This window comes from Amycolatopsis acidicola (assembly GCF_007713735.2).
In the GTDB taxonomy this organism is placed as follows: domain Bacteria; phylum Actinomycetota; class Actinomycetes; order Mycobacteriales; family Pseudonocardiaceae; genus Amycolatopsis_E; species Amycolatopsis_E acidicola.
On sequence record NZ_VMNW02000030.1, the window covers coordinates 1 to 24,067 of the forward strand.

Annotated in this window: 27 protein-coding genes, 4 tRNA genes and 1 pseudogene; 11 read left to right on the forward strand and 21 right to left on the reverse strand. The window is 69.1% G+C overall.

Annotation, left to right across the window (positions count from 1 at the left end; all coding sequences use genetic code 11):
- Positions 1-270: 270 nt before the first annotated feature.
- The 12 genes from FPZ12_RS20490 to FPZ12_RS20545 form a co-directional block, all read right to left on the reverse strand.
- A complete protein-coding gene (locus FPZ12_RS20490) occupies positions 271-468 on the reverse strand; it encodes a GlsB/YeaQ/YmgE family stress response membrane protein (RefSeq protein WP_144762431.1) in 198 nt (65 codons plus the stop codon).
- 76 nt (positions 469-544) lie between these two features.
- Entirely contained in the window at positions 545-832 is a 288-nt protein-coding gene (locus FPZ12_RS20495; RefSeq protein WP_144762434.1) for a gas vesicle protein K, read from the reverse strand.
- A complete protein-coding gene (locus tag FPZ12_RS20500; RefSeq protein WP_144762437.1) occupies positions 825-1,016 on the reverse strand; it encodes a gas vesicle protein in 192 nt (63 codons plus the stop codon). The genes FPZ12_RS20495 and FPZ12_RS20500 overlap by 8 nt, the downstream gene beginning before the upstream one ends.
- Complete coding sequence (locus FPZ12_RS20505) at positions 1,013-1,780, reverse strand: GvpL/GvpF family gas vesicle protein (RefSeq protein ID WP_144762440.1); 768 nt, start codon at positions 1,778-1,780, stop codon at positions 1,013-1,015. Before FPZ12_RS20505 ends, FPZ12_RS20500 begins: the two co-directional genes overlap by 4 nt.
- Positions 1,773-2,126 (reverse strand): gas vesicle protein, encoded by a 354-nt coding sequence (locus FPZ12_RS20510; protein ID WP_144762443.1) that lies wholly within the window; start codon positions 2,124-2,126, stop codon positions 1,773-1,775. The genes FPZ12_RS20505 and FPZ12_RS20510 overlap by 8 nt, the downstream gene beginning before the upstream one ends.
- A gap of 1 nt (position 2,127) precedes the next feature.
- On the reverse strand, positions 2,128-2,418 hold the full coding sequence (locus FPZ12_RS20515; RefSeq protein ID WP_144762446.1) for a gas vesicle protein GvpO: 291 nt from the start codon (positions 2,416-2,418) through the stop codon (positions 2,128-2,130).
- Between the two features lie 6 nt (positions 2,419-2,424).
- On the reverse strand, positions 2,425-2,661 hold the full coding sequence (locus tag FPZ12_RS20520) for a gas vesicle protein GvpG (protein ID WP_144762450.1): 237 nt from the start codon (positions 2,659-2,661) through the stop codon (positions 2,425-2,427).
- 3 nt (positions 2,662-2,664) lie between these two features.
- Complete coding sequence (locus FPZ12_RS20525; RefSeq protein WP_144762453.1) at positions 2,665-3,426, reverse strand: GvpL/GvpF family gas vesicle protein; 762 nt, start codon at positions 3,424-3,426, stop codon at positions 2,665-2,667.
- Position 3,427: 1 nt separating this feature from the next.
- Positions 3,428-3,817, reverse strand: a complete 390-nt coding sequence (gvpJ, locus tag FPZ12_RS20530) for a gas vesicle protein GvpJ (protein ID WP_144762457.1) — start codon at positions 3,815-3,817, stop codon at positions 3,428-3,430.
- Positions 3,814-4,803, reverse strand: a complete 990-nt coding sequence (locus FPZ12_RS20535) for an SRPBCC family protein (protein ID WP_150980424.1) — start codon at positions 4,801-4,803, stop codon at positions 3,814-3,816. The genes gvpJ and FPZ12_RS20535 overlap by 4 nt, the downstream gene beginning before the upstream one ends.
- 6 nt (positions 4,804-4,809) lie before the next feature.
- Positions 4,810-5,397 carry a hypothetical protein gene (locus FPZ12_RS20540; RefSeq protein ID WP_144747517.1) on the reverse strand — a complete coding sequence of 196 codons (588 nt, stop codon included), beginning with the start codon at positions 5,395-5,397 and terminating at the stop codon, positions 4,810-4,812.
- Positions 5,398-5,616: 219 nt separating this feature from the next.
- Positions 5,617-6,114, reverse strand: coding sequence for a GntR family transcriptional regulator (locus tag FPZ12_RS20545; RefSeq protein WP_144747518.1), 498 nt, complete (start codon positions 6,112-6,114; stop codon positions 5,617-5,619).
- 473 nt (positions 6,115-6,587) lie between these two features.
- On the opposite strand from FPZ12_RS20545, the pseudogene FPZ12_RS47015 reads away from it, so the two are divergent.
- Together FPZ12_RS47015 and FPZ12_RS20555 are read left to right on the forward strand one after the other, a co-directional pair.
- A pseudogene (locus FPZ12_RS47015) lies at positions 6,588-6,935 on the forward strand (hypothetical protein); the annotation flags it as partial.
- A 280-nt stretch (positions 6,936-7,215) separates the two neighbouring features.
- Complete coding sequence (locus FPZ12_RS20555) at positions 7,216-7,992, forward strand: site-specific integrase (protein ID WP_166462843.1); 777 nt, start codon at positions 7,216-7,218, stop codon at positions 7,990-7,992.
- Positions 7,993-8,003: 11 nt separating this feature from the next.
- Here the strand turns inward: FPZ12_RS20555 and FPZ12_RS20560 are convergent.
- A tRNA-Val gene (locus tag FPZ12_RS20560) sits at positions 8,004-8,075 on the reverse strand.
- Between the two features lie 379 nt (positions 8,076-8,454).
- Between FPZ12_RS20560 and FPZ12_RS20565 the strand changes: the two genes are divergently transcribed.
- From FPZ12_RS20565 to FPZ12_RS20580, 4 genes are all read left to right on the forward strand, one after another.
- Complete coding sequence (locus FPZ12_RS20565) at positions 8,455-8,880, forward strand: SsgA family sporulation/cell division regulator (protein WP_144747520.1); 426 nt, start codon at positions 8,455-8,457, stop codon at positions 8,878-8,880.
- A 111-nt stretch (positions 8,881-8,991) separates the two neighbouring features.
- Positions 8,992-9,064 (forward strand) — tRNA-Gly (locus tag FPZ12_RS20570).
- Between the two features lie 28 nt (positions 9,065-9,092).
- Positions 9,093-9,163: transfer RNA gene (locus FPZ12_RS20575), tRNA-Cys, on the forward strand.
- A 1-nt stretch (position 9,164) separates the two neighbouring features.
- Positions 9,165-9,239 (forward strand) — tRNA-Val (locus tag FPZ12_RS20580).
- A 54-nt stretch (positions 9,240-9,293) separates the two neighbouring features.
- Here FPZ12_RS20580 and FPZ12_RS20585 read toward each other — a convergent pair.
- Positions 9,294-10,445: an acyl-CoA dehydrogenase family protein gene (locus FPZ12_RS20585; protein WP_144747521.1), complete on the reverse strand. Its 1,152-nt coding sequence runs from the start codon at positions 10,443-10,445 to the stop codon at positions 9,294-9,296.
- 14 nt (positions 10,446-10,459) lie between these two features.
- Positions 10,460-11,305 carry a 3-hydroxybutyryl-CoA dehydrogenase gene (locus FPZ12_RS20590; protein WP_144747522.1) on the reverse strand — a complete coding sequence of 282 codons (846 nt, stop codon included), beginning with the start codon at positions 11,303-11,305 and terminating at the stop codon, positions 10,460-10,462.
- A gap of 128 nt (positions 11,306-11,433) precedes the next feature.
- Here FPZ12_RS20590 and FPZ12_RS20595 point away from each other — a divergent pair, with 128 nt between their 5' ends.
- The 4 genes from FPZ12_RS20595 (at position 11,434) to FPZ12_RS20610 (ending at position 15,558) form a co-directional block, all read left to right on the forward strand.
- Positions 11,434-12,105 (forward strand): TetR/AcrR family transcriptional regulator, encoded by a 672-nt coding sequence (locus tag FPZ12_RS20595; RefSeq protein ID WP_144747523.1) that lies wholly within the window; start codon positions 11,434-11,436, stop codon positions 12,103-12,105.
- Between the two features lie 38 nt (positions 12,106-12,143).
- Positions 12,144-13,655 carry a hydroxysqualene dehydroxylase gene (locus FPZ12_RS20600; RefSeq protein ID WP_144747524.1) on the forward strand — a complete coding sequence of 504 codons (1,512 nt, stop codon included), beginning with the start codon at positions 12,144-12,146 and terminating at the stop codon, positions 13,653-13,655.
- Positions 13,656-13,791: 136 nt separating this feature from the next.
- A complete protein-coding gene (locus FPZ12_RS20605) occupies positions 13,792-14,559 on the forward strand; it encodes a S1 family peptidase (protein ID WP_144747525.1) in 768 nt (255 codons plus the stop codon).
- A gap of 312 nt (positions 14,560-14,871) precedes the next feature.
- On the forward strand, positions 14,872-15,558 hold the full coding sequence (locus FPZ12_RS20610; RefSeq protein ID WP_144747526.1) for a GntR family transcriptional regulator: 687 nt from the start codon (positions 14,872-14,874) through the stop codon (positions 15,556-15,558).
- Between the two features lie 62 nt (positions 15,559-15,620).
- Here FPZ12_RS20610 and FPZ12_RS20615 read toward each other — a convergent pair whose 3' ends face one another.
- The 5 genes from FPZ12_RS20615 to FPZ12_RS20635 are packed head-to-tail and all read right to left on the reverse strand — an operon-like array spanning position 15,621 to position 21,411.
- Positions 15,621-16,745: an ABC transporter ATP-binding protein gene (locus FPZ12_RS20615; RefSeq protein WP_144747527.1), complete on the reverse strand. Its 1,125-nt coding sequence runs from the start codon at positions 16,743-16,745 to the stop codon at positions 15,621-15,623.
- 12 nt (positions 16,746-16,757) lie between these two features.
- Positions 16,758-18,530, reverse strand: coding sequence for an ABC transporter permease (locus tag FPZ12_RS20620; protein ID WP_144747528.1), 1,773 nt, complete (start codon positions 18,528-18,530; stop codon positions 16,758-16,760).
- Between the two features lie 60 nt (positions 18,531-18,590).
- Complete coding sequence (locus tag FPZ12_RS20625) at positions 18,591-19,655, reverse strand: ABC transporter substrate-binding protein (protein ID WP_144747529.1); 1,065 nt, start codon at positions 19,653-19,655, stop codon at positions 18,591-18,593.
- A gap of 5 nt (positions 19,656-19,660) precedes the next feature.
- The gene (locus FPZ12_RS20630) at positions 19,661-20,515 is read right to left on the reverse strand and encodes an amidohydrolase family protein (RefSeq protein WP_144747530.1); all 855 of its coding nucleotides are present in this window, start codon (positions 20,513-20,515) and stop codon (positions 19,661-19,663) included.
- A gap of 2 nt (positions 20,516-20,517) precedes the next feature.
- Positions 20,518-21,411, reverse strand: a complete 894-nt coding sequence (locus FPZ12_RS20635) for a substrate-binding domain-containing protein (protein WP_144747531.1) — start codon at positions 21,409-21,411, stop codon at positions 20,518-20,520.
- Positions 21,412-21,579: 168 nt separating this feature from the next.
- Between FPZ12_RS20635 and FPZ12_RS20640 the strand changes: the two genes are divergently transcribed.
- Positions 21,580-22,320 carry an MBL fold metallo-hydrolase gene (locus FPZ12_RS20640; protein ID WP_144747532.1) on the forward strand — a complete coding sequence of 247 codons (741 nt, stop codon included), beginning with the start codon at positions 21,580-21,582 and terminating at the stop codon, positions 22,318-22,320.
- A 13-nt stretch (positions 22,321-22,333) separates the two neighbouring features.
- Here the strand turns inward: FPZ12_RS20640 and FPZ12_RS20645 are convergent, their stop codons facing one another.
- The gene (locus tag FPZ12_RS20645) at positions 22,334-23,764 is read right to left on the reverse strand and encodes an NAD-dependent epimerase/dehydratase family protein (RefSeq protein ID WP_144747533.1); all 1,431 of its coding nucleotides are present in this window, start codon (positions 23,762-23,764) and stop codon (positions 22,334-22,336) included.
- Positions 23,765-24,067 lie beyond the last annotated feature (303 nt).

Here is a 24,067-nt window from a genome sequence, read left to right on the forward strand (position 1 = left end):
GCCCGAACCCCAGCCCTCGCCGAACACGACTCCCTCGCCCACCGCCGCATCAACCGCGGACCAGGCACCGGCCGCTACGAGCTCGAACCGCACCATCTGTCCCAGGTGGACGCACTTCCCATCGGCACCCTCGGACTCGCACCTGCTGAAGAACCAGCTCGACGCGATGACCGAGAACGAGTTCGACGAACTGACGGCGGAAGCGACAGGCAACCTCCGGCGCGGGCTGGTGGTCAAGGTCAACCCGGACCCGGACAAGGGCCACCGGGATCAATGCATCAGCTTGCGCCTCTTGCCGAACAACGCGGCGGCCGCCGAAACACCGAGCATGGCGAGGACGAGCTGGGTGTCGACGTAACCCGCGCCGCGGGCGATCGCCGTGCCCACGAAGGCCGCGACGATCCCGACGACGATGGTCAGCCACATCGGGATGTTCTGCTTGCCCGGCGCCAGCAGGCGGCCGAGCACCCCGATGACCAGTCCGACGACGAGTGCGCTGATGATACCGGTTATGGACCTCGCGACTCCCTTTTTTGGTGTTGTGCTACCGGTCCGGCAGCAACGGACCCAGCGGCCCGAGATCGATGTTCAGGTCCTCCGGCGTGACACCGAAGTGGTCGCACAGTTCCCCCATGCGGTCCTCCAGGTGCATCAGCGTCAGGCCGATGGCCTCGATCTGCTCGTCGGACAGGTCGCCGTCGTCCACCCGGCGCAGCGCCTGCTTCTCCATGAGCTGCCGCAGCAGTTCCACGACCGTCAGCACCAGCGTCACCAGGCTGCGCTCGGTGGCTTCGGGATCGACGTCGAACCGCCGCTTACCGGTGTCACTCATCGGACGGCCGCAACGCGCTGACCGACGACAACAGGGTGCGCAACGAGATGTGCACCAGGTCGACATCGGCGATCGACAGGGTCACTTCACCGCTGACCACGACCCCGCCGGCGAGGACGCGGTCGAGCAGGTCGACCAGTGCTACCGGCTGGTCGGCCACGCGCGCGGGAACCGGTTCGGTCATGCCTTCTCCAGCGACGCGAACGAATACGGTGGCCACGGGCCGGTGAGCTGCAGGCGGATCGCCGCGTTCTCGTCGTCGCACCGGGCCACCGCCTCGGCGAAGCCTCGCGCAGCCGAATCCTCCACCAGGTAGGCGGCGTTGAGCAGCATCCGCCCGCCGTGCCCGGCCAGCGCCCGGCTCTGCGGCGGATGGGTGCGCGCGCCGGCGGCGAGCCCGGTGAGTCTGGTGTGGACGGACAGGACCTGCTCGTGCGCCAGCTCCTCGGCCCGCGTCCGCGACGCCTGCTCGGCGCGTCGCCGCGCCAGGTAGGCCGTCCCGGCCCCCCGCCGGGACGGAGCCGCGCCGGAGTCCCCGGGCTCCGGTTCCTCGAGGTAGGCTTTCACACCCCATTCCGCGCGGCCGGCGACGAACTCCAGGGTGCGCTCGAACTCCGCCCCGCGCAGGTCCAGCACCTCGCGCACCCGGTCGTCGTCGCGGTAGACCGTGGCGAGGCGGATCGGCACCGCGGGCCCCCGCTCGACCACCGCGCCGATCACCGCGTCGTGCGCCCGGGCCACAGTGGACAGCCAGTCCAGGTCTTCCAGGTTGCGGTGCAACGGTTCCTCACCGAACGAGTCCATCGGCACGTCCCCGACGACGGCGGCCAGTCCGTGCGCGCCGAGGGTGCGCACCCGCTCACCCGCCACGCCGGGCAGCTGAGCGAACACGGCGGGATCCAGTGCGCGCGTCACCGCGTAGAGCCAGATCCCGGTTTCTTCACCCATGGTGGCCGTCCTCGATCTCCCGCCGTCCGCCCTCCAGCTCGGCCACCCGCGCCTTCAGCTCGCGGTTCTCCTGCTCCAGCCGGGAGGTGCCGCCGGACAGCCACGGATCGCTTTCCCACCAGTCGATCCCGACCGCCTTCGCGGTCTCCAGCGACGCGACCACGAGCCGCAGCTTGATGGTGAGCAGCTCGATGTCGAGGAGGTTGACCCGGATGTCGCCGGCGATGACGACACCCTTGTCCAGCACGCGTTCCAGGATGTCGCCGAGATTGGCGGGCTGGTGGTTGCCGCCGCCCAGCGCCGACACCTGGTTGCCGGACGTCGTGGCGGGTTGCTGCTGCGCCATGTCAGCTCACCCCGCTGCCGGTATCGGCTCTGCCGCGCGCGTACCGCTTCGTGCGGCGGTAGGCGAGCAGGTCGCCGCCGAAGTCCAGTTCCAGCTCGTACAGCGCCAGCATGTCCGCCGACGACGGGATCCGCCGGTCCTCCAGCACCTCGACCTCGACCAGCCAGCCGTCCTCGACCGGTTCGACCGAGGTGACCGCCACCGGTTCACTCGTGATGAGGTCGGCGACGTGCGCGAGGGCCCGTGACGCGGCGTCGGACGCCGACATCGCCCGTTCGTCCTCGTCGGCCATGGTGCCTCACCTCTCCTTCTCGTTCGCTCCCAGCCGCTGCATGACCCGCTGCTGGATCTCGGCCTCCTCCTCCGCGGTGATCTCCCCCGCCTCACGGGCCCGCTCGGCCCGCTCCAGCTCACGCCGGATCGCGGCCGGATCGGACAGTTCCTCGTCCACGCGCCCCTTGATCAGCTCGGCGAGGCTGATCACGCCTCGCAGCGGGGCGAACGGCAGGGTGAGGATCCCGGTGAACAGGCCCATGCACTACTCCTCCGGCTGGCGGGTGACGACGAAGTCGTAGGCCGCGAGCGGGCCGAGCAGGCGCACCTGCGCCCGCCCCTCCCACTCGCGCGCGAGGCGCTCCGCCGCGGCTTCGAGGTCGGCCTGTTTCGCCGTTTCGGCCAGGCACGCCAGGTGCACCGCGTCCTCGTCGTGCGTCGGCTCGCGCGGGTTGATCCGCACGTCGAGCGGTTCCAGCGCCTCGACCGCCCGCCGGGTGTCCTCCTCGCGCAGGGCCGCGATGGCCTGCCCGATGCGCTCGCCGAGGGCGATCCGTTCGTTGCGTGTGGCCTCCTCGGGCTTGCCCTGGATCGCGTCGCGCAGCTGCACCATCTCCGCGTCGCTCTCCAGGACCTCCCGCAAGATCGCGTCCTCGACGTAGCGCGCCTTGAGCACGTACTGCGCCTTGCCCTCCAGCCCGGCGAGCGCGGCCTCGAAGTCGTCGTGGTAAGGCGCGAGCAGCTCGTCGACGACGGCGTCCTCGTCGGTGACGACGGCGCCGAACCGCAGCGGCAGCACGGGAACCTCCGCCGCCGCGGCGTCGAGGAGCGCCGCGTGCGCGGTCAGGTCCTCGGGCTTGCCGATCGCGTCGGCGGTGCCGATGTGGCTGACCAGCGCGGCGATCTTCTCGTGCCGCACCGCCTCGACCCGCGCGGGCGGATCGCCGATGCCGCGAGCCTCCGGGTCGGTCTCCACGTCGGCGGGCAGGATCCCGTAGACGTAGACAGCCGTGTCCTGCTCCGCCATGTCAGTTCCTCCTCCGGCCGGCCCGGTCGTGTTCCTCGTCCTCGCCGAACAGGTCCTTGAGCTTGTCGCCCGCGGCTTCGAGCGCTCCCTTCGTCTTGGCCTTCGACCCGCCGCTGGCGACGCCCTCCACGAGGTCGGGCAGGCCCTTCTGCTCGGTGCCGGAGATGTCGAGCCGGTTGACGGCCTCGGCGAACCGCAGGTAGGTGTCCACACTGGCCACCACCACGCGGGCGTCGATGGTCAGCAGCTCGATCCCGACCAGCGAGACGCGCACGTAGGCGTCGATGACGAGTCCCTTGTCGAGGATCGTGTCGATCACGTCGGCCAGGCTGCTCGACGACGGACGGTCGAGACCGCCGCCGCCCCCCGCCGGTTGCACCGCTGTGGTCATCGGCTGCTCCCTCGCGCTCTGCCCGCGCTCGCCCGGGACCGTCCCCGGCGTTGTGGGCGTTCTTCTTCGGGTTCTTCCTCTTCCGGCTCTTCCTCGGCTTCTTCCTCTTCCGGCTCCTCGTCGCCGGCTTCGGCGACCTCGCCGTCGTGGATCTCGCCGCGCCAGCCCTCGATCTCGTCGGGGTGCAGGAGCACCTCGGTCATCACGTAGCGGCCGAAGTGCTTGAGCTCGAGCCGCACGCGGCGCCCCTGGGCGCGCCAGAGGTTGCCGGTGCGCTCGAACAGCCCCTGCGGGTGGTACTCCAGCACGAGGACGACGCGGGTCAGGTTCGGCGCGAGCTCGTGGAACGTCACGGCGCCGTCGACGTGCCCCTTGGCGCCCTCCGAGCGCCACACGATGTGCTCGCCGGGCACCTGGTCCACGATCGTCGCCTCCCAGCTGCGGTGCGACCAGAAGATCTGCGCCTTCCACGTCAGCTTCTCGTCGCTGACCTGGTCGACGTACTCGACCTTCTTCATGAAGCGCGGGAACTCGGTGAAGCGGGTCCACGCGTCGTACACGAGGTCCGGCGGCGCGCCGATGTCGATGTGCTCGACGATGTTGGTGACCTTGATCTTGTCACCACCACCGCCGCCGCCCCCACCGCCGACCGCGTCCTTCACCTTGTCCAGCACGCCGGTCAGGCCGCCCTTGACCGCACCCAGCGCGGCCTTGCCCTTGACGCTGGGCTTACCGCCGGTGACGGCCTCCAGCAGACCACCACCGCCGCCCTCGGCGTAGTCGGTGAGACGGCCCGAGGTCGCGGTGATCTTCTTGGTGAGCGAGGTGGTCGCGCGCCCGGCGACCGCGGTGCCGAGCTTGCGCAGCGCGGCGGTCAGGTCACCCCCGGGCGCCACCTTCGCGACGGTCCCGGTGGCCTTCGACGCGGTGTCGCCGACGGTGTCCTTGGCCTTGCCGGCGACCTTGCCTGCTGCCCTGGTGGCCATCACCGCTCACCTCCGCGCGCGCCGGACCGGCGTGCGTCCGGACGAGGAACGGGAACGGCGGGCGCGGGGTGGCGGGGACTCCTCCTCGGGCTCCTCGGGCTCTTCGGACTCCTCGGATTCCTCCTCGGACTCGGCGGCCGCGCGACGGCGGCCACCCCCGCGGGCGGGCTTGCGGCGGCGTGGAGGTTCTTCCTCTTCCTCCTCGGGCTCGGCCTCGGCGGGCTGCTCCTCTTCCGCGTACTCCTCGGCGTCCTCGCCTTCATCGCTGTCCTGCTCGGCGTCGCGCTTCTTGGTGCGCAACGGCCCGCCCTCCTGCAACCGGTCACTCAGCGATTCGATCCGGCTGCTCGCCGCGGTCACCGCCGCCGCCTTCGCCGCGCCCATCAGCTCGTCACGGGCGAGATCGGTGATCCGGCTCAGCTCCGGCGACGAACCGAGCTGGCTCAGTCCGCTCTGGAGCAGTTTCCCGGGTGAGAGATTCGCCTTCCCGGTCGCCCCGGCCGCCGCGATCATCAACGCCAGCCGCATTTTCTTGGTGCGTCCCAGCGCGTATCCCGCGCCCACCGCGAGTGCGACGCGTGCCCCTGCCTTCATCTCCGTTTTCCTCCTGACTCAGGCGATTGGCGAGTTCACAACCCACGCGCCACCCCCCGGCGTCTCGGGGCGGGCAGGATGCGTTCTTGCCCGATCGAGCTACCCCGTGGGGTGGGCACAAAACTGGCGCAGCGACACGAAAATCGCATTCCTGAACAGAGAGAAAATGAAGATCTACTAACTGAACGGCATATTACTACTGACGCGTCGTCACGCTGTTCAAGGTGAGCACCAGGAAAGACGGCCCTGCCGCACCGGGAAACTGTTGCGCACCGCCCGTGCGTGGGCGCCCAGGAACGCCGCGCCGCCGATGTCGGTGATGGCCAGGTGGAAGTCCCGGCTCTGCTCGCCCAGCGTCTCGTAGCGGCCCGCCTTCTCGTCGGCCACCATCCGCTCGTGGATCGCCCGCAGGCGGTCCAGTTCCTCCGCCGTGACACGGGAAGCCGCGAGCCGGGCACCCAGCCCTTCCACGACCGCCCGCAGGTTGTAGTACTCGACGAGCGCGTCGGCCGACAGGTCGATCACGGTCGCGCCGTGGTTCTGCTCGTAGCGGATCAGGCGGTCGTTCTCCAGGCGCCGCAGGGCTTCGCGCACCGGCGTGATGGACACCCCGAGCCGCTTGGCGATCTCGGTGGCCCGCAGCGGGGTGCCGCCGGAGATGCGGGCGTTGCGCGGATCGTCGAGCAGCGAGGCGTAGACGTAGTCCGCCTTGCTCAATTGGCGTTCTCAGCTGCGGAACCAGGTACGGGACGCGCTTCTCGATGACCAGCATTCGCGCCGACGCAGCACCAGCCGATATTCGCAGATGGGACACCGTTTCGCCGTTGTGCATCCTGCTAGAGCCGCCCCCGGACTCTCACAAGAACCACAATGGCTGAGACCTGTTGATTCAGGACAGTAGCTTGTAGACGCTCCGACGTGTTCTCTCCGGCGTCGGGGCGCACTCGGTCAGTGACAGCAGGTTTCTGCCACCGATTTGATCTTGAGGGGTGCGTCGCTCGGCGCGTGGTGAACCTGCCCGGTCGACTGCGCCAGGGCGAACAGGTGGTTGAGCGACTCGCCCGGCACGCAAGCAGATCGGGCCCCAGTTGATCGGGTGGAACCTGAGTGGCTTGTGTCGCCTGTCGGATGTCCGCTGCGCGTTGCAGGGTGTCAGAGTTCATCGCCGATCCAGCCCTACCTACTGCGGCATGTCGTTGGAATTGAGGCGGCCGGACGGCAATCCGAATCCTGCCCCGCTGAAGCTGCACCGAACCGCAGCAGCGGCCACGGGCAACCCCGGCCGAAAAACCAAACAGGACAACGGCCATCTCTTCTCTCCCCGGCACCGCAGGGCAACGGCAATTTCGACATACAGCCCGGCAGTGACGATATTGACGCGCATTCGGCGGCGTCAGCGGGCTCTGGGGCGTGTGTTGCTGACCCCGGCGCAGGCCGCCGATCTGTTGCAGGTGCGGGAGTCCTGGCTGCGGCGGCGCGCCGGTCGGCGGGAGGTGCCGTGCACGTTCCTGGGCAAGCATCTTCGCTTCTCCCCCAAGGACGTTCAGCAGATCGCCGACGCCGGTGCGCGCGGTGGGGCGTGGGCGAAGGGCGCGTCGTGGGTGAACACAGTTGGCTGGCCCTCTTCCGGTACTCGAGCGTGGATACCCCCATGCCCGAAAACCGGGCGAACATCCCCGACGAGAGAAGGGTTTCGCCAGACCGGGCCGCGGACGTCGAGTCCGACATGCGCCGCGGCCTCTGGTCAACCCAAAGCTGGCACGCACCAGTATCGACGAGTGGATTCGCAAATGGACAGACGCCCACCACGTCTCCGACGTGACCTGGTCCACTTACGACTCCCACATCCTGCCCCGATGGAGCGGCACCGAACTCGGCGTGGTCGAACGGATCCAGGTGAAGGGCTGGGTCAACAAGACACTGCGCACCAAGCTGGCGGACAACAGCATCAAGGACGTGCTGGACGACGCGCTGATGGCGATCACCGCCGCCTACACCGGACTCCGGTGGGGAGAACTCGCCGGGCTGCAATGGATCCGCACCCACCTCGATAACGACCCGCGCATCGAAATCGACCCCGACTTCGGTGCCCTGCACGAGGTCCGGGGCCGGCTGACGCTGGGGACACCGAAGACACCGGCCAGTGTCCGCACGGTGGACCTGCCGCCATTCCTCAATGGACTCTTATCAGACCATCACGACCGGAATCCCGGAACAAAATTTGTGTTCGCCGGGCGCGACGGCAGGCTGCACCGGCGCTCGAACTTCCGGCAACGTTCCTGGGTTCCCGCCCTCGTGGGCGACGAAGCCCTCGGCTGGGCACCCATCCACCCCGGCATGCGCTTCCATGACCTACGTCACACGCAACAAAACCTGGCTCATCGAAGACCACGGCCGCTTTCACCGCAGCGGCTCGGACACGAACGTCGTGACACGGCTGACACCTACAGACACGTCACACGCGCCATGATCGCCGTGCTGGAGCTTTTCGGGAGCTGGAACTGGGATCTGCCCCCAGCGACCCCCGCGCACGATCGGGTACGGCGGCCCGAACGACGGCATAAAAACGGCCCTACGCTGGTTATCCAGACGTAGGGCCATCGGGGTGGGCGATACTGGGATCGAACCAGTGACCTCTTCGGTGTGAACGAAGCGCTCTCCCGCTGAGCTAATCGCCCCCGTGCGGTGTGAGGAGAACTCTAGCGGACGCGTTTTCGGCTCTGACAAACGGGTGGTCTTTGGGGCGCACGGTGCGCGTTCGAACAGGCACGGAGCGAACAACCGGGAGGTGACCGGTGTCCTTCGCGCCCGCGGGCGAGGCAACTCACCTGCGACATCGCCGACGGGGCGCTGTCGTTTGGCGACCAAACCGGCCAGTATGTACGAGGTGGACGATCACGGGGTCGGACATCGAGGCCGCTGCGGCCGGGGTGATGATGGTCCGGGAGAGCTCAAACGGGTGATTCCGGGCCGGACGGTGAGCGAATGGGCCCACTCGCGCGTCACACCAGCAGAACCCGGCCGAGCGGGCCGTGGAGGGAGACGAAAGGTAAGACGATGCGTAACGATCACGTGACGCTCCGCTCGACGGCGGTGTTCGACCTGCTGGCGCCCCGCACTCCGGCGGTGCCGGTGAAGGTGGAGCTCCGCTACGACACGCGCGACCCCTACGCGGTCGTCGCGGCTTTCCGCACGGGGCGGGCCGGCTGGGTCGAGTGGGTCTACGCCCGCGACCTCCTCGCCGACGGGCTCCTCGCGGAGGCGGGCGACGGCGACGTCCGGATCCGCCCCTCGGTCGAGGACCCCGAGTCCGTGCTGATCGAGCTGAACTCACCCTCGGGCCACGCCATGTTCGAGGCCTCGGCCCAGGAACTGGCCGACTTCCTCGACCGCACCTACGACGTCGTGCTGCCCGGCAACGAGCACCTGTGGGTCGACGTGGACGACGCGCTGACCCATCTCATCCCCCATGATCTGGGCTGATGACGCGCCGCGACCGGAAACGGCACCCCCCTGTGACCGCGCCTTCCGCGGTCCGATATGGTTTTGCCACACCACGACGACGGGGCGAACACCACGGAGTCGGAAGGTAACGCGGACGTAGCGCAGCTGGTAGCGCATCACCTTGCCAAGGTGAGGGTCGCGGGTTCGAATCCCGTCGTCCGCTCGGGGAGGCCTTCTCGGGCCTGTCACGCGGTGGAGTGGCCGAGAGGCGAGGCAACGGCCTGCAAAGCCGTGTACACGGGTTCGAATCCCGTCTCCACCTCGCGCGATTAGCTCAGCGGGAGAGCGCTACCTTGACACGGTAGAGGTCACTGGTTCAATCCCAGTATCGCGCACCACACAGCACGAAAGAAGGCCAGCGGCCCCGCCACTGGCCTTCTTTCGTTCCCGCGTCAGCGCAGCAGATGCCGCGCCATCACGACGCGCTGGATCTGGTTCGTGCCCTCGTAGATCTGGGTGATCTTGGCGTCGCGCATCATGCGCTCCAGCGGAAAGTCACGGGTGTAGCCGTACCCGCCGAGCAACTGCACCGCGTCGGTGGTGACGCGCATGGCCGTGTCGGACGCCTGGCACTTCGCGGCCGCGCCGAAGAACGACAGGTCCTCGTCATGGCGCTCGGACTTCGCGGCCGCCACGTAGACCAGCTGACGCGCCGATTCCACGGCCATCGCCATGTCGGCAAGCATGAACTGGATGCCCTGGAAATCGGCGATGTGCTTGCCGAACTGCTTGCGCTCCTTGACATACGCGAGCGCGTGGTCGAGGGCGCCCTGCGCGATCCCGACGGCCTGCGCGGCGATCGTGACCCGCGTGTGATCCAGCGTCCGCAGCGCGATCTTGAGCCCCTCCCCCGGCTTCCCGACCATCCGGTCACCGGGGATGCGCGTGTTGTCGAACAGCAGCTCCCGCGTCGGCGAGCCCTTGATGCCGAGCTTCTTCTCCTTGGCACCGAAGGAAAAACCCTCGTCCGACTTCTCCACCACGAACGCGCTCACGTTCTTCCCGCGCGGCCCGTCCGGGTCGGTCACGGCGAGAACGGTGTAGTACTCCGAAAACCCGGCGTTGCTGATCCACGACTTCTGCCCGTTGAGCACCCACCCGTCGCCGTCCGCGGTGGCGCGGCACCGCATCGACGCCGTGTCGGAACCGGCATCGCGTTCGGAGAGGGCGTAGGAGAAGCCGGCCTCGCCGGAAGCCAGCGGCGGCAGGTACTTCCGCTTCACCTCGTCGTTCGCGGCGAGGAGCAGGGGCAGGCTGCCGAGCTTGTTCACCGCCGGGATCAGCGACGAGGACGCGCACACCCGGGCGACCTCCTCGATGATGATGCACGTGGCCAGCGCGTCGGCACCGGCACCGCCGTAGGACTCCGGCACGTGCGGGGCGTGGAAATCCGAGGCGACGAGCGCGTCGTAGGCGGCCTTCGGGAACTCCTCCCGCTCGTCCACCTCGGCCGCGTACGGGGCGATCCGCTCGTCGGCCAGGGTGCGAGCGGCCTCCCGGATCGCTTCGTGGTCCTCGGAGATGCTGAACAGGTCGAATGCCATGGGAGAAAGCCCTTTCAGGAGTAGGTGTAGAAACCGCGGCCGCTCTTGCGGCCCAGCAGGCCGGCGTCGACCATCCGCGCCAGCAGCGGCGGCGGCGCGTACAGCGGCTCCTTGAACTCCTCGTACAGCGACTCGGCGACGGCTTTCGTGGTGTCCAGCCCGATCAGGTCGGCCAGCGCGAGCGGCCCCTGAGGATGGGCCGCGCCGCGCACGAGCCCCTCGTCGATGTCCTCCCGGCTGGCGAAGCCCGACTCCAGCATCCGCACCGCCGCGAGGATGAACGGGATCAGCAGCGCGTTGACCACGAACCCGGCGCGGTCCTGGCACAGGATCGCGTGCTTGCCGAGTACGTCCTGCGCGAACGAGCGCGCCCGCTCGACCGTCGCGTCCGCGGTCAGCAGGCTCGGTACCAGCTCGACCAGCGGCAGCACCGGGACCGGGTTGAAGAAGTGGATGCCCAGCACCTGCGCCGGCCTGCCGGTCGCGGTGCCCAGTTTCATGATCGGGATCGACGAGGTGTTCGAGGCGAGGATCGCGTCCGGCGCGGTCACGATCTTGTCCAGCTGCGCGAACAGCTCCGCCTTGACCTGCTCGTTCTCCACGATCGCCTCGACCACCAGCGTGCGGTCGGCCAGCTCGTCCAGGCTTTCGGTCAGCCGGATCCGCGCGAGCACGTCCGCCGCCGAGTCGATCTTGCCCTTCTTCTCCGCCCGCGCCAGCGACGCCTCGAGCCGCTTACGGCCGGCTCCGAGTGCCGCCTCGCCCGCCTCGACCACGATCACGTCCAGCCCGGCCCGCGCGCACACCTCCGCGATCCCGGCGCCCATCTGACCGCATCCGACAACCCCGACTCGTTCCACGACCAGCACCCTTCCTTGGAACTCGATACCATTTTTACGGTACTCAGTACCGGCGAGTAGCTGAAGGGACGAGCACGCGGTATGAGCGGTGCCACACCTTTAGGCTGAGCGCGCGCGGAAGGAGACCGATGCCAGCGAAACCGGCCAAGGACAGGCTGATCGACGCCGCGTTCGCGCTGTTCGAGGAACGCGGTTACGACGCCACGACCGTCGACGACATCACCGAACGCGCGGGCGTCGGGCGCACCACGTTCTTCCGGACCTTCCGCTCCAAGGACGACGTGATCTTCCCCGACCACGACGTGCTGCTCCGCGCCATCGACACCCGGCTGCAGGGCTCGACGCAGCAGACCGCGCTCGTCGCCGTCACCGAAGCCGCCCGGCTCGTCCTCCGGCACTACCTCGCGGAAGGCGACCAGGCCCGTGCCCGCTACCGGCTGACCCGCAGCGTGCCCGCCCTGCGCGACCGCGAGATCGCCGGAACCCAGCAGTACCAACGACTCTTCCGCGAGTTCCTGCACAACTGGCTCGGCGGCGGCCAGGACACCGCGCTGCGCGCCGAGCTCATGGCGGCGGCCGTCGTCACCGCGCACAACCACGTCCTGCGGCGCTGGCTCCGCGGCCTTACGCGGAAACCGGAGGACGAGTTCGACGCCGCCATGGCAGGCGTCCTCGACCTGTTCACCGCGGCCCCGGAAACCGGCGAGAGCAGCATTGTGGTCTTCCAGACCGGGAAGGACCTCGGCGCCGTCCTGCCGGACCTTCGCCGGCTGCTCGGGTCCACAGAGGACAGAGGCTGAGCGCTCGAGAAGGTCCACACTGTACCGGGAGAAGCTTCGTGAGCCGTGATCGCAGGATCGACACCCACCCCGCGCCCGGTGGGCTGCCCGACGCGGGCCTCCTCGGTGAGCGGCCGCGGGTGGCCGTGATCGGCGGCGGTATCGCCGGGCTGACCGCCGCGACGGGGCTGGCCGAGCGCGGAGTCGAAGTGACGGTGTTCGAGCGGGAGAGCTATCTCGGCGGCCGCGCCGGTGGCTGGGCCGAGCGGCTGCCCGATGGCACGGCCGTCACGATGAGCCGCGGTTTCCACGCCTTCTTCCGCCAGTACTACAACCTCCGCGCGCTGCTGGCCCGCACCGACCCGGGCCTCGACAGGCTCACCGCGTTGCACGACTACCCGCTGATCGACGCGCATGGCCGCGTCGACACCTTCGCCGATCTGCCGAAGACGCCGTTGGTCAACGCGCTGGCTTTCGCCTTGCGCAGCCCCACTTTCACCCTCGGCGGCCTGCTGCGGATCAAGGGCCCGCGCGCGCTGCCGCTCGCCACGGTCAGCGTACCGAGGATCTACCGGCAGCTCGACGACGTCGACGCGTCCTCGTTCCTGACGGACATCAATTTCCCGCCCGCGGCAAGGCATCTGGCGTTCGAGGTGTTCTCGCGCAGCTTCTTCGCCGACCCACGCGAACTCTCGGCGGCCGAACTGGCGACCATGTTCCACCTGTATTTCCTGGGTTCGGCCGAGGGCCTGGTCTTCGACGTCCCGACCGAGCCGTTTCCGCAGGCGCTGTGGGATCCCCTGGCCGACTACCTCGCCGCGCGGCGCGTGGACATCCGCACGAACACGCCGGTCGACGCGGTCACGCCGCACGCAGGCCGGTTCCGCGTCGAGCCCGGCGAGGAGTCCTTCGACGCCGTCGTACTGGCCTGCGAGATTCCCGGGTTGCGGAAAGTCGTTGCGGCGTCACAGAAACTGGGCACGGCGGCCTGGCGCGAGAACATCGCGGGCCTGCGCGCGGCGCCGCCACTCGTGGTGCGAAGGCTGTGGCTCGACAGGCCCGTCGACGCGACGCGGGCGCCGTTCCTCGGCACCGGCGGGTTGCCGCCGCTGGACAACATCAGCGTCCTGGACCGCTACGAGGGCGAAGCGCGCCGGTGGGCCCGCCGCACGAACGGCTCGGTGGTCGAACTGCACGCCTATGCGTCCACGGAGGACACTGAGCGCGTCACGAAACAGCTCGACCGGCAGCTGCACGAGATCTACCCGGAGACGGCCGTGGCGCGGACGATCGGCGAGATCACGTTGGTACGCCAGGATTGCCCGCTGTTCTCCGTCGGCGGGTTCGCGCGCCGCCCGACGATCACCACGCCCGATCCCGGTGTGGTGCTGGCGGGCGACGGCGTGCGTGTCGACCTGCCCGTCGCGCTCATGGAACGCGCGGCGACGACCGGCTGGACGGCGGCGAACGCGCTGCTGGGCCGGTGGGGCCTCGCCGGCCATCCGCTGCGCTCGGTGCCGAACCGGGGGCGGCTTCCGTGGCTGGACCGGTTGGTGAGGGCGGAACAGTGAACGTCCCTGACCGGATCGTGACTCCCTGCCCACTCGCAGGTCAAGATCGTTTTTCACCGTCACGTCACACGACCGGGTGGCGACCCACTACCCTCGGTGTCTCAACTCGGCGAACTGGGAGGAGAACAAGGCTTTCATGCGTAAAGTCACGTTGGCCGGAATGGTCACGGCCGTGATCGCCGGCGCCGCGGGCGCCGCCACGATGCTCTCGACCGGCAGCGGCCCGGCGAGCGCCGTGGCGGACGGAGCGGACGCGGGCCCCGCGCAGTTCCCTTACGCGGTCAAGATCACGGCGACGGACATCCCGAAACCCGATGGCTCGACCTACGACAGCGCTTGCTCGGCGAGCCTGATCAGTCCGGAGTGGATCGTCACCGCGGGGCACTGTTTCCACGACGTGGACAAGAACCCGGTCAGCGGCCCGCCTCAGTACAAGACCACGGCGACGATCGGGGCGTCCGATCTGAGCAGCCCCAAGGCCGTCACGGTCGACGTCGTCGACGTCCGCCAGTCCTCGGTGAACGACATCGCGCTGGCGAAGCTCTCCAAGCCGGTCACCGGGGTGAAGACGCTGCAGCTCGCGACGAAGCCGCCGAAGAAGGGCGACCAGCTGACGCTCGCGGGCTGGGGCGCGACGAACGAGACCCACCCCGTGCCGTCCACGCAGCTGCGCTACGGGAAGGTCGACGTCAGCAGCACCACCGACACCACGGTGCTGGTGCACGGCAGCTGGCCGCACCCGGACATGAGCGCCTGCACCTATGACTCGGGCGCGCCGTACTTCTCCGGGAACACGCTGGTGTCGGTGGAAAGCACCGGGCCAGGCTGCCCGCACACCGGCGACGAGACCACGTCCCGCGTCGACATCCAGACCGACTGGATCAAGCAGGAGATCGGCGGCTGACCTGAGGCCCGGGCCCCGGGGCGCGGCTCTCCGGGGCCCGGGTCAGGCCACAGTGGACAGTGGCGCGCCCCAGGTCCGGGACGTGGCCGGACGCGGGGATCGACGCCTACCCGGGTGACAGTGTGATCCTGTGAGCAGGAGGGGCCCTTCCGGAGCGCCCTGGGGGCGGATCGTGCGACAATAGTGGACCTCAGTACTGACCGGAGCCAACCACGAAGGCGACGTTTTGAGTCCTACGAGCCGCATCCGGGTCGGGCGCCCGACCCGCCACGAGTCGATGTTGTCCGACAACATCGCGGGAGGGATCCCGTCATGGCCGTAGCCACGGGCAGCGAGACGGGCCCGGACTCCGGGGCGAACCGGACGTCGCAGGCGTACTACGACCTGCGCGGGCTGATCCTTTCCGGGCACTACGCCCCGGATTCACGCCTCACCGAGTCGGAGCTCACCACGCGCCTGCAGGTCTCGCGCGGGACGGTGCGCTCGGTGCTGGCGCGCCTGGCGCAGGAAGGCTACGTCACCGCGGAGGCCAACCGCAGCGCCCGCACGCGCTCGTTCTGCGAGGACGAGGCGATCGAGATCCTGGAGACCCGCGAGGTGCTCGAAGCGGCACTGGCGGCGCGGGCCGCGGAATGCGCCACGGACGAGGACATCGCCGCGCTGGAGGCCACGTGCAAACGCCTGTGGTCCCAGCGGAAATCGGTCACGCCCGAGGAGTACTCGCGGCTCAACCGCGAGTTCCACGAGCAGGTGCGGGCGGCCGCGCGGCAGGCCACGCTCACCCGGTTCGTCGACAGCCTGCTCTACCCGCTCGTCCTGCGGCAGTACCGCGACATGCAGCGCAGCCGCCCGCGGGCCGTCGTGATCGAGGAGCACAAGGCGATCCTCTCCGCGATCGTCACGCACAACCCGGAGGCCGCGGCCTCGACGATGCGGCACCACCTGTCCGCCGTCCGGCGCGCGCTCCAGTTGAAGTTCACCACGCCCAGCGACGGCTAGAACCACGACGTGGTGGCCGCCCCGGGACGGAACGGCCACCACGCGACAGCGTCTGAGCACACTCAGGACCAGAGGGCGACCGTCCACGCGGGGTCGAGGACCACGCCGACGTCGTCGCCGGGGCGGGCGTCGAGATGGGCGTCGCCATGGGCGCGGAGGACGACGTCCCCCACCGTGACCACCAATTCCTGCCGGTCGCCCAGGTACTCGGTCGACTTGACCTTCGCCGGGAACCGGTTCGGGCCCTCGCCCTCCGACGCCGAGGAGATCACGCGGACGTGCTCGGGCCGGATGCACACGTGCAGCTCCTGCCCGGCGGACGGCGGCGCGGGCGGGGTCGCGTACCGCTCGCACCGCAGCAGCCCGATGGACGTCTTGGCGTCCACCGCACCACCACCGGCGCGCTCGTCGACCACCCCGGGCACGAGGTTCGCGCTGCCCACGAAATCGGCCACGAACCGGGAGACCGGCGAGTCGTAGATCTCCGACGGCGAGCCGATCTGCTCGATGCGGCCGCGGTTCATCACGACGATCGTGTCCGACAACGCCAGCGCCTCGCCCTGGTCGTGCGTCACGTAGATCGTGGTGACCCCGAACTTCTGCTGGAACGCCCGCAGTTCGCCCCGCAGCTGCGAACGCAGTTTGGCGTCCAAATTGGACAGTGGCTCGTCCAGCAGCAGCACCTCCGGCTCGCACAGCAGGGCCCTGGCCAGCGCCAGGCGCTGCTGCTGGCCACCACTGAGCTGCGTGGACCACCGGTCGGCGTAGTCGGCCAGCCCCACCTGCTCGAGCATGGCGCCCACCCGCTTCTTCTGCTCCGCGCGGGAGCTGCGCTTGCGGCCGTACCGCAGCGGGAAAGCCGCGTTGTCGAACACCTTCATGTGCGGCCAGATCCCGTAGGACTGCGGCACCATCGCGATCGGCCGGTCCTCGGGCGAGATGTCGCGGCGCGCGTCGGCGGAGAACACCGACTTGCCGTTCATCGAAATCTCACCGGAATCGGCGCTCTCCAGCCCGGCGAGACACCGCAGGGTGGTCGTCTTCCCGCAGCCACTGGGACCCAGCAGCGTGAAGAAACTGTTGCTCGACACCGAAAAGCTGACGTTGTCGATCGCGCGATGGACCTCGTTGCTGTCGCGGCGGGTGAACCGCTTCTCGAGTCGCGAAATCTCGACGGAGTTCTGCATGTTCACGACACCTCACACGTGTTGTTGGTAGCCACGGCGGTTGACCCACCAGACGGAGACGGCGGACAGGGCGAGCAGGAGCACGGCGAGCGCGCTCGCCTCCGGGTAGTTCGCGCTCTCGCCGATCATGTCCCACAACAGGACCACGACCGTGCGGTTGTCCGAATTGGACAGCAGCAGCGCGATGGGCAGCTCCCCCAGCGCGTTCGCGAAGACCCACAGCCAGGTGCGGGAGATCGACGGGAACGCGAGCGGGAACACCACCCGCCGCAGCACGGTGCCGCTGGAGGCGCCCGAGACGCGGCCGACCTCTTCGAGCCCGCCGTCGAGCTGGAGCAGCGCGGTCTGGATCATCCGCGAACCGCGCGGGATGTAGCGGGTGGTGAGCGCGATGACGATGATCCACACCGTGCCGTACACCGGGATCGGGATGAACAGGTACAGGAACAGCACCGCCACCCCGAGCACCACACTGGGGATCGCGAAGACCAGGAACGACATGTCGAACAAGGTCCGCCCGACGCGGCCACCGCGGCTGGAGGCCAGCGCCAGCCAGAACCCGAACGCCGCGGTCAACGTCGCCGTGACGACGCTGATCACCAGGGTGTTCAGCAGCGCGTGGGTCAGGCTCGGGTCGGTGAAGATGGTCTTGTAGTTGGCGAAGCTGAGCTGGCCGGCGTTCTTCAGGCTGATCGGCTGCAGGAACGGCGTCAGGCTCGTCCAGATCAGCGTCAGGATGGGCACGATGATCGCCACGAGCACGTACAGGCTGACCACGGTCGCGACCGGGAAGCGCCACTTCCCGAGCTTCACCGGGGTCGGCCGGTAGCCCTTGCCGCTGACCACCTTGAACCGGTGCGATTCGCGGGTCTGGCGCCGGTACACGGCGATCATCACCAGCGACAGCACCACGAGCAGGACGCCGTAGGCACTGGCCTGCCCGTAGTTCGCCTCACCCGACGGCGGCTGCAGCGCGTTCTGCACGAGGCTGGAGAAGACGAAGATCTGGTTCGGTGTCCCGAGAATGGCCGGGATCGCGAACTCCTCCAGCGCGATGACCACCAGCATCATCGCGGAAGCGGTGATCGCGGGGACGGTCAGGGGCAGGACCACCTTGCGGGTACGGGTGAACCACCCGGCGCCCGAGGTGGCCGCCGCCTCCTCGAACTCCTGGTTGAGCCGGGCGAAGGTGGGCGAGAGCATGATGTACATGCTCGGCACGCCGAAGATCCCGGCGACCAGGAACATCCCCGGCAGCGAGTAGATGTCGACCGAAACGCCGAAGACCTTTTCGATCGCGATCGCGATCGGCCCGTTCGCCGGGTTGGCCGCCAGCACCCACGCCACCGCGAGAACCGTGGCGGGCACGGCCATCGGCGCCAGCACGCTCGGCGCGAGGAACCGTTTGCCGGGGATGTCGGTGCGTTCGAACAGGTAGGCCATGCTGACGCTGATCAGCAGCGCCACCGCCACCGTGCCGACCACGAAGATCAGCGAGTTCAGCGCGACCTCGGCCAGCCGGTGCGATTCGAAGATCTTGATGAAGTTGTCGATCGTGAACCCGGGGACCTGGAACGGCAGCTTCAGCTCGCTGTCCTTGAAACTGCTGTAGATCAGGATGCCCAGCGGGAACACCACGAGATAGGCGAGTAGGACGCCGATCAGGACGTTGACGGTGGTCAGCAGGCCCTTGCCCCGGCGCCGCCGGGGTGCCGGGGCGGGCTGCCGGGCGGGTTGACTGGTCCGAGGGGATGCGTCGGTGACGAGCTGGGTTCCGGACTGCATCGCTGAAGTCTCCAAGCTTGCGCGGTCCGGATCCGCCGCGGCGCAGGCGGATCCGGTCCGTCAGTTGACGTCGGTGCCCAGGGCCTTTTCGACCTGGGGGAAGTAATCGGAGAACTGCTGGTACTGCTGGATGTCGGTCTCGCCGAACCACTTCACGCCGGCCTTGCACAGGGCGGCGACCACTTTGTTCGTGGCCGCGCTCGAGCAGTCCGTGTCGTTCGGGATGATCGAGTTGTAGCTGGGGGCCAAGGCTTTCTGCCCCTCCGCGGACGCGAGGAATGCGGTGAGCAGCCTGCCGGCCGCCGGGTGCGGTGACCCGTTGGGCACGAACAGGTAGGCCTTGTTGGCGTTGGTCGGGCTGATCGGCGCGACGGCGACCGGAGCGCCCTTCTTCTGGTCCGACAGCACGAGGTTGATCAGGTCCGTGCCCACCGGGGTCTGCCCGGAGACGATGTTGGTGTGGGCCTGCGTCGTGTTGTCGGTGTAGTGGGGCGACAGCTTCGCCAGCTGGGAGGCGTAGTCGAGGCCGGCCTTGGTGCTGAGCGTCGGGTCCTGCGCCCACACGGTCATGAAGGAGCCGCGGGACTCGACGGTCAGCTTGCCGTCGTTCCACTGCTGGCCGAGCAGGTCGTTCCAGCTGTGCGGGACCTCGTTCGGCGCCACGGCGGCGGTGTTGTACGCCCAGACCTTCGGCACCGCCCAGATGTAGACCATGTTGCCGTTGAAGATCTGGTTCGCGGGCACCTTGTAGTCCGCCCAGTTCACGTTGGCGGCCATGTCCAGGGAGGGCAGCACGGTGAGCCCGCCGGCGTTGGAGACATCGAAGCTCACCTTGTGCGCGGCCTGTTCGACGTTCAGCTGGGTGACGAGGTCGGGGGCCTTCTTGTTGGTGTACTTGACCTCGATGCCCGGGTACTTCTTCTCGAACGCTTCGATGGCCGGTCGCATCTGCGCCTCCGGCTTCGGCGCGTACCAGATGACCGTGCCCTCGGCCTTCGCGGCCTGGTAGAGCTGGTCGAGGTTCTTCGCGTCCGGCACCGGAGGCGCGCTGCTGCAGGCGGCCGTGACCAGCGCGGCCACGGCGGCCAGCGCGGTCAGGCAGAAAGCACGGCTGCGGCGTTTCACGGCGGTCACCCCAATCCGTACAGCCGGGCCGCGTTGCCGCCCGTGATCAGCGCTTCGTCGGCTTCGTCCAGTTCGGGGAGCTGCGCACGGATGAGCTCGAACAGCCCGGACAGCGTCCCTTCCGACGCCGGGAAGTTCGAGCCCCACACGACGTTCTTCGCGCCGAACTCCTCGATCAGCGCGCGGACCAGCCCGGTGGCGGACCCGGCTTCGCGCTGCGCGCGCAGGATCGCCGGGGGCGTGAGCTTGACGAACACCCTTCCAGTCTCGCTGAGCCTGGGCGATCCGGCCGCGCTCGGGTACAGCGGTTCACCCTCGCCGAGCTGCGGGCGGCCGAGGTGGTCGAGGATCACGGTGAGCCCGGGGTACTCCCGCAGCAGTCCGGAAAGGATGGGCGCGTGCTTGGCGTGCATCTGGATGCAGACCGGGAGCTTGCGGTCGGACAGGAACTGCCAGACCGGCGCCATGCGCTCGTCGTCGAGGCCGCGGCCGGGCGTCGGGACGGTGGTGGTGCCGGTGGCCGCGCGGATGCGCATGCCGGAGAAGCCGCGCTCGTCGATCCAGTAGTGGAGGTCGTCGACGGCCTTCGGGGACAGGAAGTCCACCGAGCCCACCCCGACGAGCCGGTCGGGGTGGCGGGCGAGCTCGTCGGCGACGTAGCTGTTGTCGAACCCGTACATCGTGGACGCCTGCACCACGACGATCCGGTCGACGTCCGCCTCGTCGGCCGCGCGCAGCAGGCCGTCGATGTCGGTGGGCCGTTCCTCCGACCACGTCGAGCGGTGCCCGCCCAGCGGCGCCGGCGGATAAGCCTCGGTGTCGGGCGAAATGATGTGGGTGTGCGTGTCGACGCTGAACATGGTCACCTCGGGCAGTAGCGGGTGAAGTCGGCGAGAAGCTCGGCGACGGTCACCGGTGTGCGGATTACGTTCTGCTGCAAGGCATAGTCGATCGCGACCTGCAGCCCGGCGACGAGCTCGTCGGTCACGCCGGCTCGCAGCGCACGCACGCGCGACCCGGTTTCACCCGCCTTGCGCGTCTCGATCTGCTTCGCGAATGCCTGGTACAGCTCGGAAACCGTGCCGGGCTCGGCCTCGAGGAGGTCGCGCCGGACGGTGAGCATGTGGTTGATCGGCACCGTGTTGTGCCGGGCGCCCCAGGCCTCTTCGGCCTCGCGCCAGTCCGGAATGATCGGCACCAGCGGCCCTTGCGCACCGTCCAAAGCGGGCGGTCCCAGCACCGCGGCGGTGACTTCGCCCCGCTCCAGCAGGTCGAGCACCTTACCCGTGGTGCGTTCGACGTTGGGCGGTTCGACGTATTCGGCCACGTGCGGTTCTTCGGTGGTCACCCAGGTGATGTCCTTGGCGTCCACCCCGAACTCCTCGTGCAGGATCCCGCGCACCCACAGGCCGGTGGTCTGGCTGTAGGCCCGCACGCCGACCCGCTTGCCGATCAGGTCGGCCGGGGCGATTTCGGGCGTGCCCGGCCAGCGGGTGAGGGAGTGGTGGTGGAAGTCCCCGCTCAGCGCCAGCGGCAGCAGCGAAATCGGGGCGCCTGCTTCGCGGGCCTGCAGGTAGGTGGCGATGGCCAGCTCACTGACGTCGAACCGCTGCTCGCGGACCATCGGCGCGAAAGCCTGGTAGATGGGGTTCAGCCCGGCCAGCTCGACGCCGTGCCCGCCGGCGGTGAAGCCGGGTTCGGCGAGGAACGTCGTATGCGGGTAGGACTTCACCGCGATCGACAAGGTTCTGGCCATGGACAACTCCTCTGTTGCGTCGAGCCGTGGGTGATGCCAGCCGGTCAGGCAGCCAAAGTGTTTAACACTTTCGGCCACCGTACGCGGCGCCTCTCGCACTATCAAGCCTTGGATGCTCAGATCGTCTAACAATTTTGCTCGAGCAGGTGATCGGCGTACAACGACGGCGTGCAGCTGGAACACCTCGGCGGCGGCGTCCACCTGGTCACCGGGACGAACGTCAACTGGGCACTGGTGACCGAAGGCGACGCGGTCACGGTGGTGGATGCCGGGTATCCCAACGACGGCCGGGCCCTGCTGGAGTCCCTCGCGGCGATCGGCCGCCGGCCCGGGGACGTGCAGGCGGTGGTCCTGACGCACGCGCATCTCGACCACCTGGGCGGGATCCCGGCATTACTGCGCGAACACCGCGTTCCGGTCCTCACCGGCGAAGCGGAAGTGGCGCACGCACACCGCGAACGCCTGGAACAGATCAGCCCGGCGCAAATGCTGCGGCAGTGCGGACAATGGCGCGGATTGGTCTGGACCATGCAGACCGTGCGCGCGGTACTCCCCCATGCCTCGATGTCGGTCCCCGAAGCGACGTCGGCCGCGAACGGCGTCCCGCTCGACCTTCCCGGCGCGCTGACGCCGCTGGCCACGCCGGGGCACACGACCGGGCACACCGTGTACTACATGGCTTCCGCGGGCATCGTGTTCAGCGGCGACGCGCTGGTGACCGCGCATCCGCTGCTGCCAGGCCCGCCGCGCCCGCAGCTGCTTCCCCGTGTTTTCAACGAAAACGAGGCAGAGATGCGGCGGAGTCTGTCGGTGCTCGGCGAACTGGAGGCGGACATCCTCGTGCCGGGACACGGACCGGTGGAACGGCGCGCGCTGGCGGAGATCGTCGCCGACGTCGGTCTACAGTAGACGGTTCGGCGTGTCAGCTTTCGAGCTGCGCGAGGAAGGCGTTCCGTTCGGCTTGGGCCGGGTACGAAGCGGGATCACGGACGCATTCGGGACACCAGTGCCCGGCCGTCAGCACGAGCCGCGGGCTGCCGTCGAACTCGTGCCCGGACGCGCAGCGCCACCGCAGCGGCGTGCCGATCGCGCCCCGGGCCACGTCCTCGCTCAGCAGTGTGCCGCCACGGAAATCGGCCGCCTGCCGGTAGTCCTCGCGTGTCCAGTCGGCGGGGTCTTTCGTCTCGTCGTAGCCGTGGTCGAGGTAGCGCGGGGTGCGGTCGGGCGCGGGCACCTCGAAGGTCGGCCAGTCGCCGATCGCCTCCCATTCCGCGCGGGAACCGAAGTAGGCGGCGATCTTCTCCTCGTCGTTGTCGCGGAGGAACCGCATCGTGCCGCGCGGGCGGGCGGCAAGGCGTTTGAGCACGAGATTCTTGACCACCCAGGCCGGGACCTTCCCGGCCAGCCGCAACGCCGCGGGCCCGTTCTCGACCGCCCTCGCGAGCGCGCCTTCGAACGTGTCCTGCCGGAAGGGCACCAGTTTTTCGAGCAGATCGGAGTCGGTGTACCACTGCCCGTGGAAATTGCGGGTGGCGAACCAGTTCCGCTCGAACCAGCGGCGCACGTCGCGCACGCCCACCGCGGCGGCGAAACCCGCGTGCAGGTCCCAGTTCGTGATACGCCAGCTCTCGCCGCCGCCGATGTTGTAGATCCCGCCCCAGAACTCGCCGGGCACACCCGGTTCGCAGATGTTCACCAGCAGCCGGGCGGCGTCCTCGACCGAAACCCATTCCATCACGCCGCCGAGCGGGGTGTGGGTCATGATCGGGTCGCGGATCTCCAGCACGCCGGGGTGGAAGATGCCGGTCTGCCGCAGCCACGCCCATTTCGGCAGCCCCGAGTCCACCACCTCCCGCTCGGCGACGATCTTGCTCTGGCCGTACTCGTCGAACCGGGAGACGCGGAGCGGATCGCCGACGCGGCCCCAGTGGTGCGGCGGGTTGCGGTCGCCGGTCTCGGCCACCGAGCCGATCCCGACGACGCCGATCGCGGCCGGGTCGGGCTGCGCGCGCACGGCGCGGACGATGTTGCGGGCGCTGCCGACGTTGACCCGGTGGGTGAGCTCGGGATGGTCGTCGGCGAAGGGGGAGACGACCGCGCCGACGTGCACCACGAAGTCGGAGCCGCGGACGCAGCGCTCGACGGTGGCGTAGTCGGTGAGGTCGCCGGTCACCACTTCGAGGGTGTCCATCCCGGAGAACTCGGCCATCGCGGCCTGGTCGCCCGGCGTCGGCAGCACGAGGGCCACCACGTCGAAGCGGTCCGCGCGGCGGGCGAACTCCCGCAGCACGAACCGGCCCCAGTTCCCGGAAGCGCCGGTCAGGAACACCCGGCGCCGGCCAGTCTCGGTCATCCACCCTCCTCGCCGATCGACGCCCCATAGGACCACGCCGCGGTCCGGAAGGGACACCGGCCCGTGCCGCTGAGCGGCACGGGCGGTACTCCGCCGCCGAGTTGGCCGCCCCGGTCGGCGAGTTGGCCACCCGGGTCGGCGGGATCGGCCGCCCCGGGGCGCGTGTTGGCCCATCCCGTCGGCGATTTGGCCGCTCCCGTGCGTGTGTTGGCCCATCCCGTCGGCGAGTTGGCCGCTCCGGTCGGCGTGTGCTGGCCGCTACCGTCCATGAATTGGCCGTTCCCGCGCGCGTGTTTGCTGTTC

Excerpts from the sequence above, each read along its gene's own strand:
- FPZ12_RS20515 (WP_144762446.1), bottom strand. The coding sequence starts at position 2,418 with ATGGCCGACGAGGACGAACGGGCGATGTCGGCGTCCGACGCCGCGTCA.
- FPZ12_RS20610 (WP_144747526.1), top strand. The coding sequence starts at position 14,872 with ATGGCCGTAGCCACGGGCAGCGAGACGGGCCCGGACTCCGGGGCGAAC.
- FPZ12_RS20635 (WP_144747531.1), bottom strand. The coding sequence starts at position 21,411 with ATGGCCAGAACCTTGTCGATCGCGGTGAAGTCCTACCCGCATACGACG.
- FPZ12_RS20540 (WP_144747517.1), bottom strand. The coding sequence starts at position 5,397 with ATGAAGGCAGGGGCACGCGTCGCACTCGCGGTGGGCGCGGGATACGCG.
- FPZ12_RS20495 (WP_144762434.1), bottom strand. The coding sequence starts at position 832 with ATGAGTGACACCGGTAAGCGGCGGTTCGACGTCGATCCCGAAGCCACC.
- FPZ12_RS20510 (WP_144762443.1), bottom strand. The coding sequence starts at position 2,126 with ATGGCGCAGCAGCAACCCGCCACGACGTCCGGCAACCAGGTGTCGGCG.
- FPZ12_RS20620 (WP_144747528.1), bottom strand. The coding sequence starts at position 18,530 with ATGCAGTCCGGAACCCAGCTCGTCACCGACGCATCCCCTCGGACCAGT.
- FPZ12_RS20565 (WP_144747520.1), top strand. The coding sequence starts at position 8,455 with ATGCGTAACGATCACGTGACGCTCCGCTCGACGGCGGTGTTCGACCTG.
- FPZ12_RS20630 (WP_144747530.1), bottom strand. The coding sequence starts at position 20,515 with ATGTTCAGCGTCGACACGCACACCCACATCATTTCGCCCGACACCGAG.
- FPZ12_RS20585 (WP_144747521.1), bottom strand. The coding sequence starts at position 10,445 with ATGGCATTCGACCTGTTCAGCATCTCCGAGGACCACGAAGCGATCCGG.
- FPZ12_RS20535 (WP_150980424.1), bottom strand. The coding sequence starts at position 4,803 with ATGGCCACCAGGGCAGCAGGCAAGGTCGCCGGCAAGGCCAAGGACACC.
- FPZ12_RS20500 (WP_144762437.1), bottom strand. The coding sequence starts at position 1,016 with ATGACCGAACCGGTTCCCGCGCGCGTGGCCGACCAGCCGGTAGCACTG.
- FPZ12_RS20605 (WP_144747525.1), top strand. The coding sequence starts at position 13,792 with ATGCGTAAAGTCACGTTGGCCGGAATGGTCACGGCCGTGATCGCCGGC.
- FPZ12_RS20595 (WP_144747523.1), top strand. The coding sequence starts at position 11,434 with ATGCCAGCGAAACCGGCCAAGGACAGGCTGATCGACGCCGCGTTCGCG.
- FPZ12_RS20645 (WP_144747533.1), bottom strand. The coding sequence starts at position 23,764 with ATGACCGAGACTGGCCGGCGCCGGGTGTTCCTGACCGGCGCTTCCGGG.
- FPZ12_RS20520 (WP_144762450.1), bottom strand. The coding sequence starts at position 2,661 with ATGGGCCTGTTCACCGGGATCCTCACCCTGCCGTTCGCCCCGCTGCGA.
- FPZ12_RS20525 (WP_144762453.1), bottom strand. The coding sequence starts at position 3,426 with ATGGCGGAGCAGGACACGGCTGTCTACGTCTACGGGATCCTGCCCGCC.
- FPZ12_RS20615 (WP_144747527.1), bottom strand. The coding sequence starts at position 16,745 with ATGCAGAACTCCGTCGAGATTTCGCGACTCGAGAAGCGGTTCACCCGC.
- FPZ12_RS20505 (WP_144762440.1), bottom strand. The coding sequence starts at position 1,780 with ATGGGTGAAGAAACCGGGATCTGGCTCTACGCGGTGACGCGCGCACTG.
- gvpJ (WP_144762457.1), bottom strand. The coding sequence starts at position 3,817 with ATGACCACAGCGGTGCAACCGGCGGGGGGCGGCGGCGGTCTCGACCGT.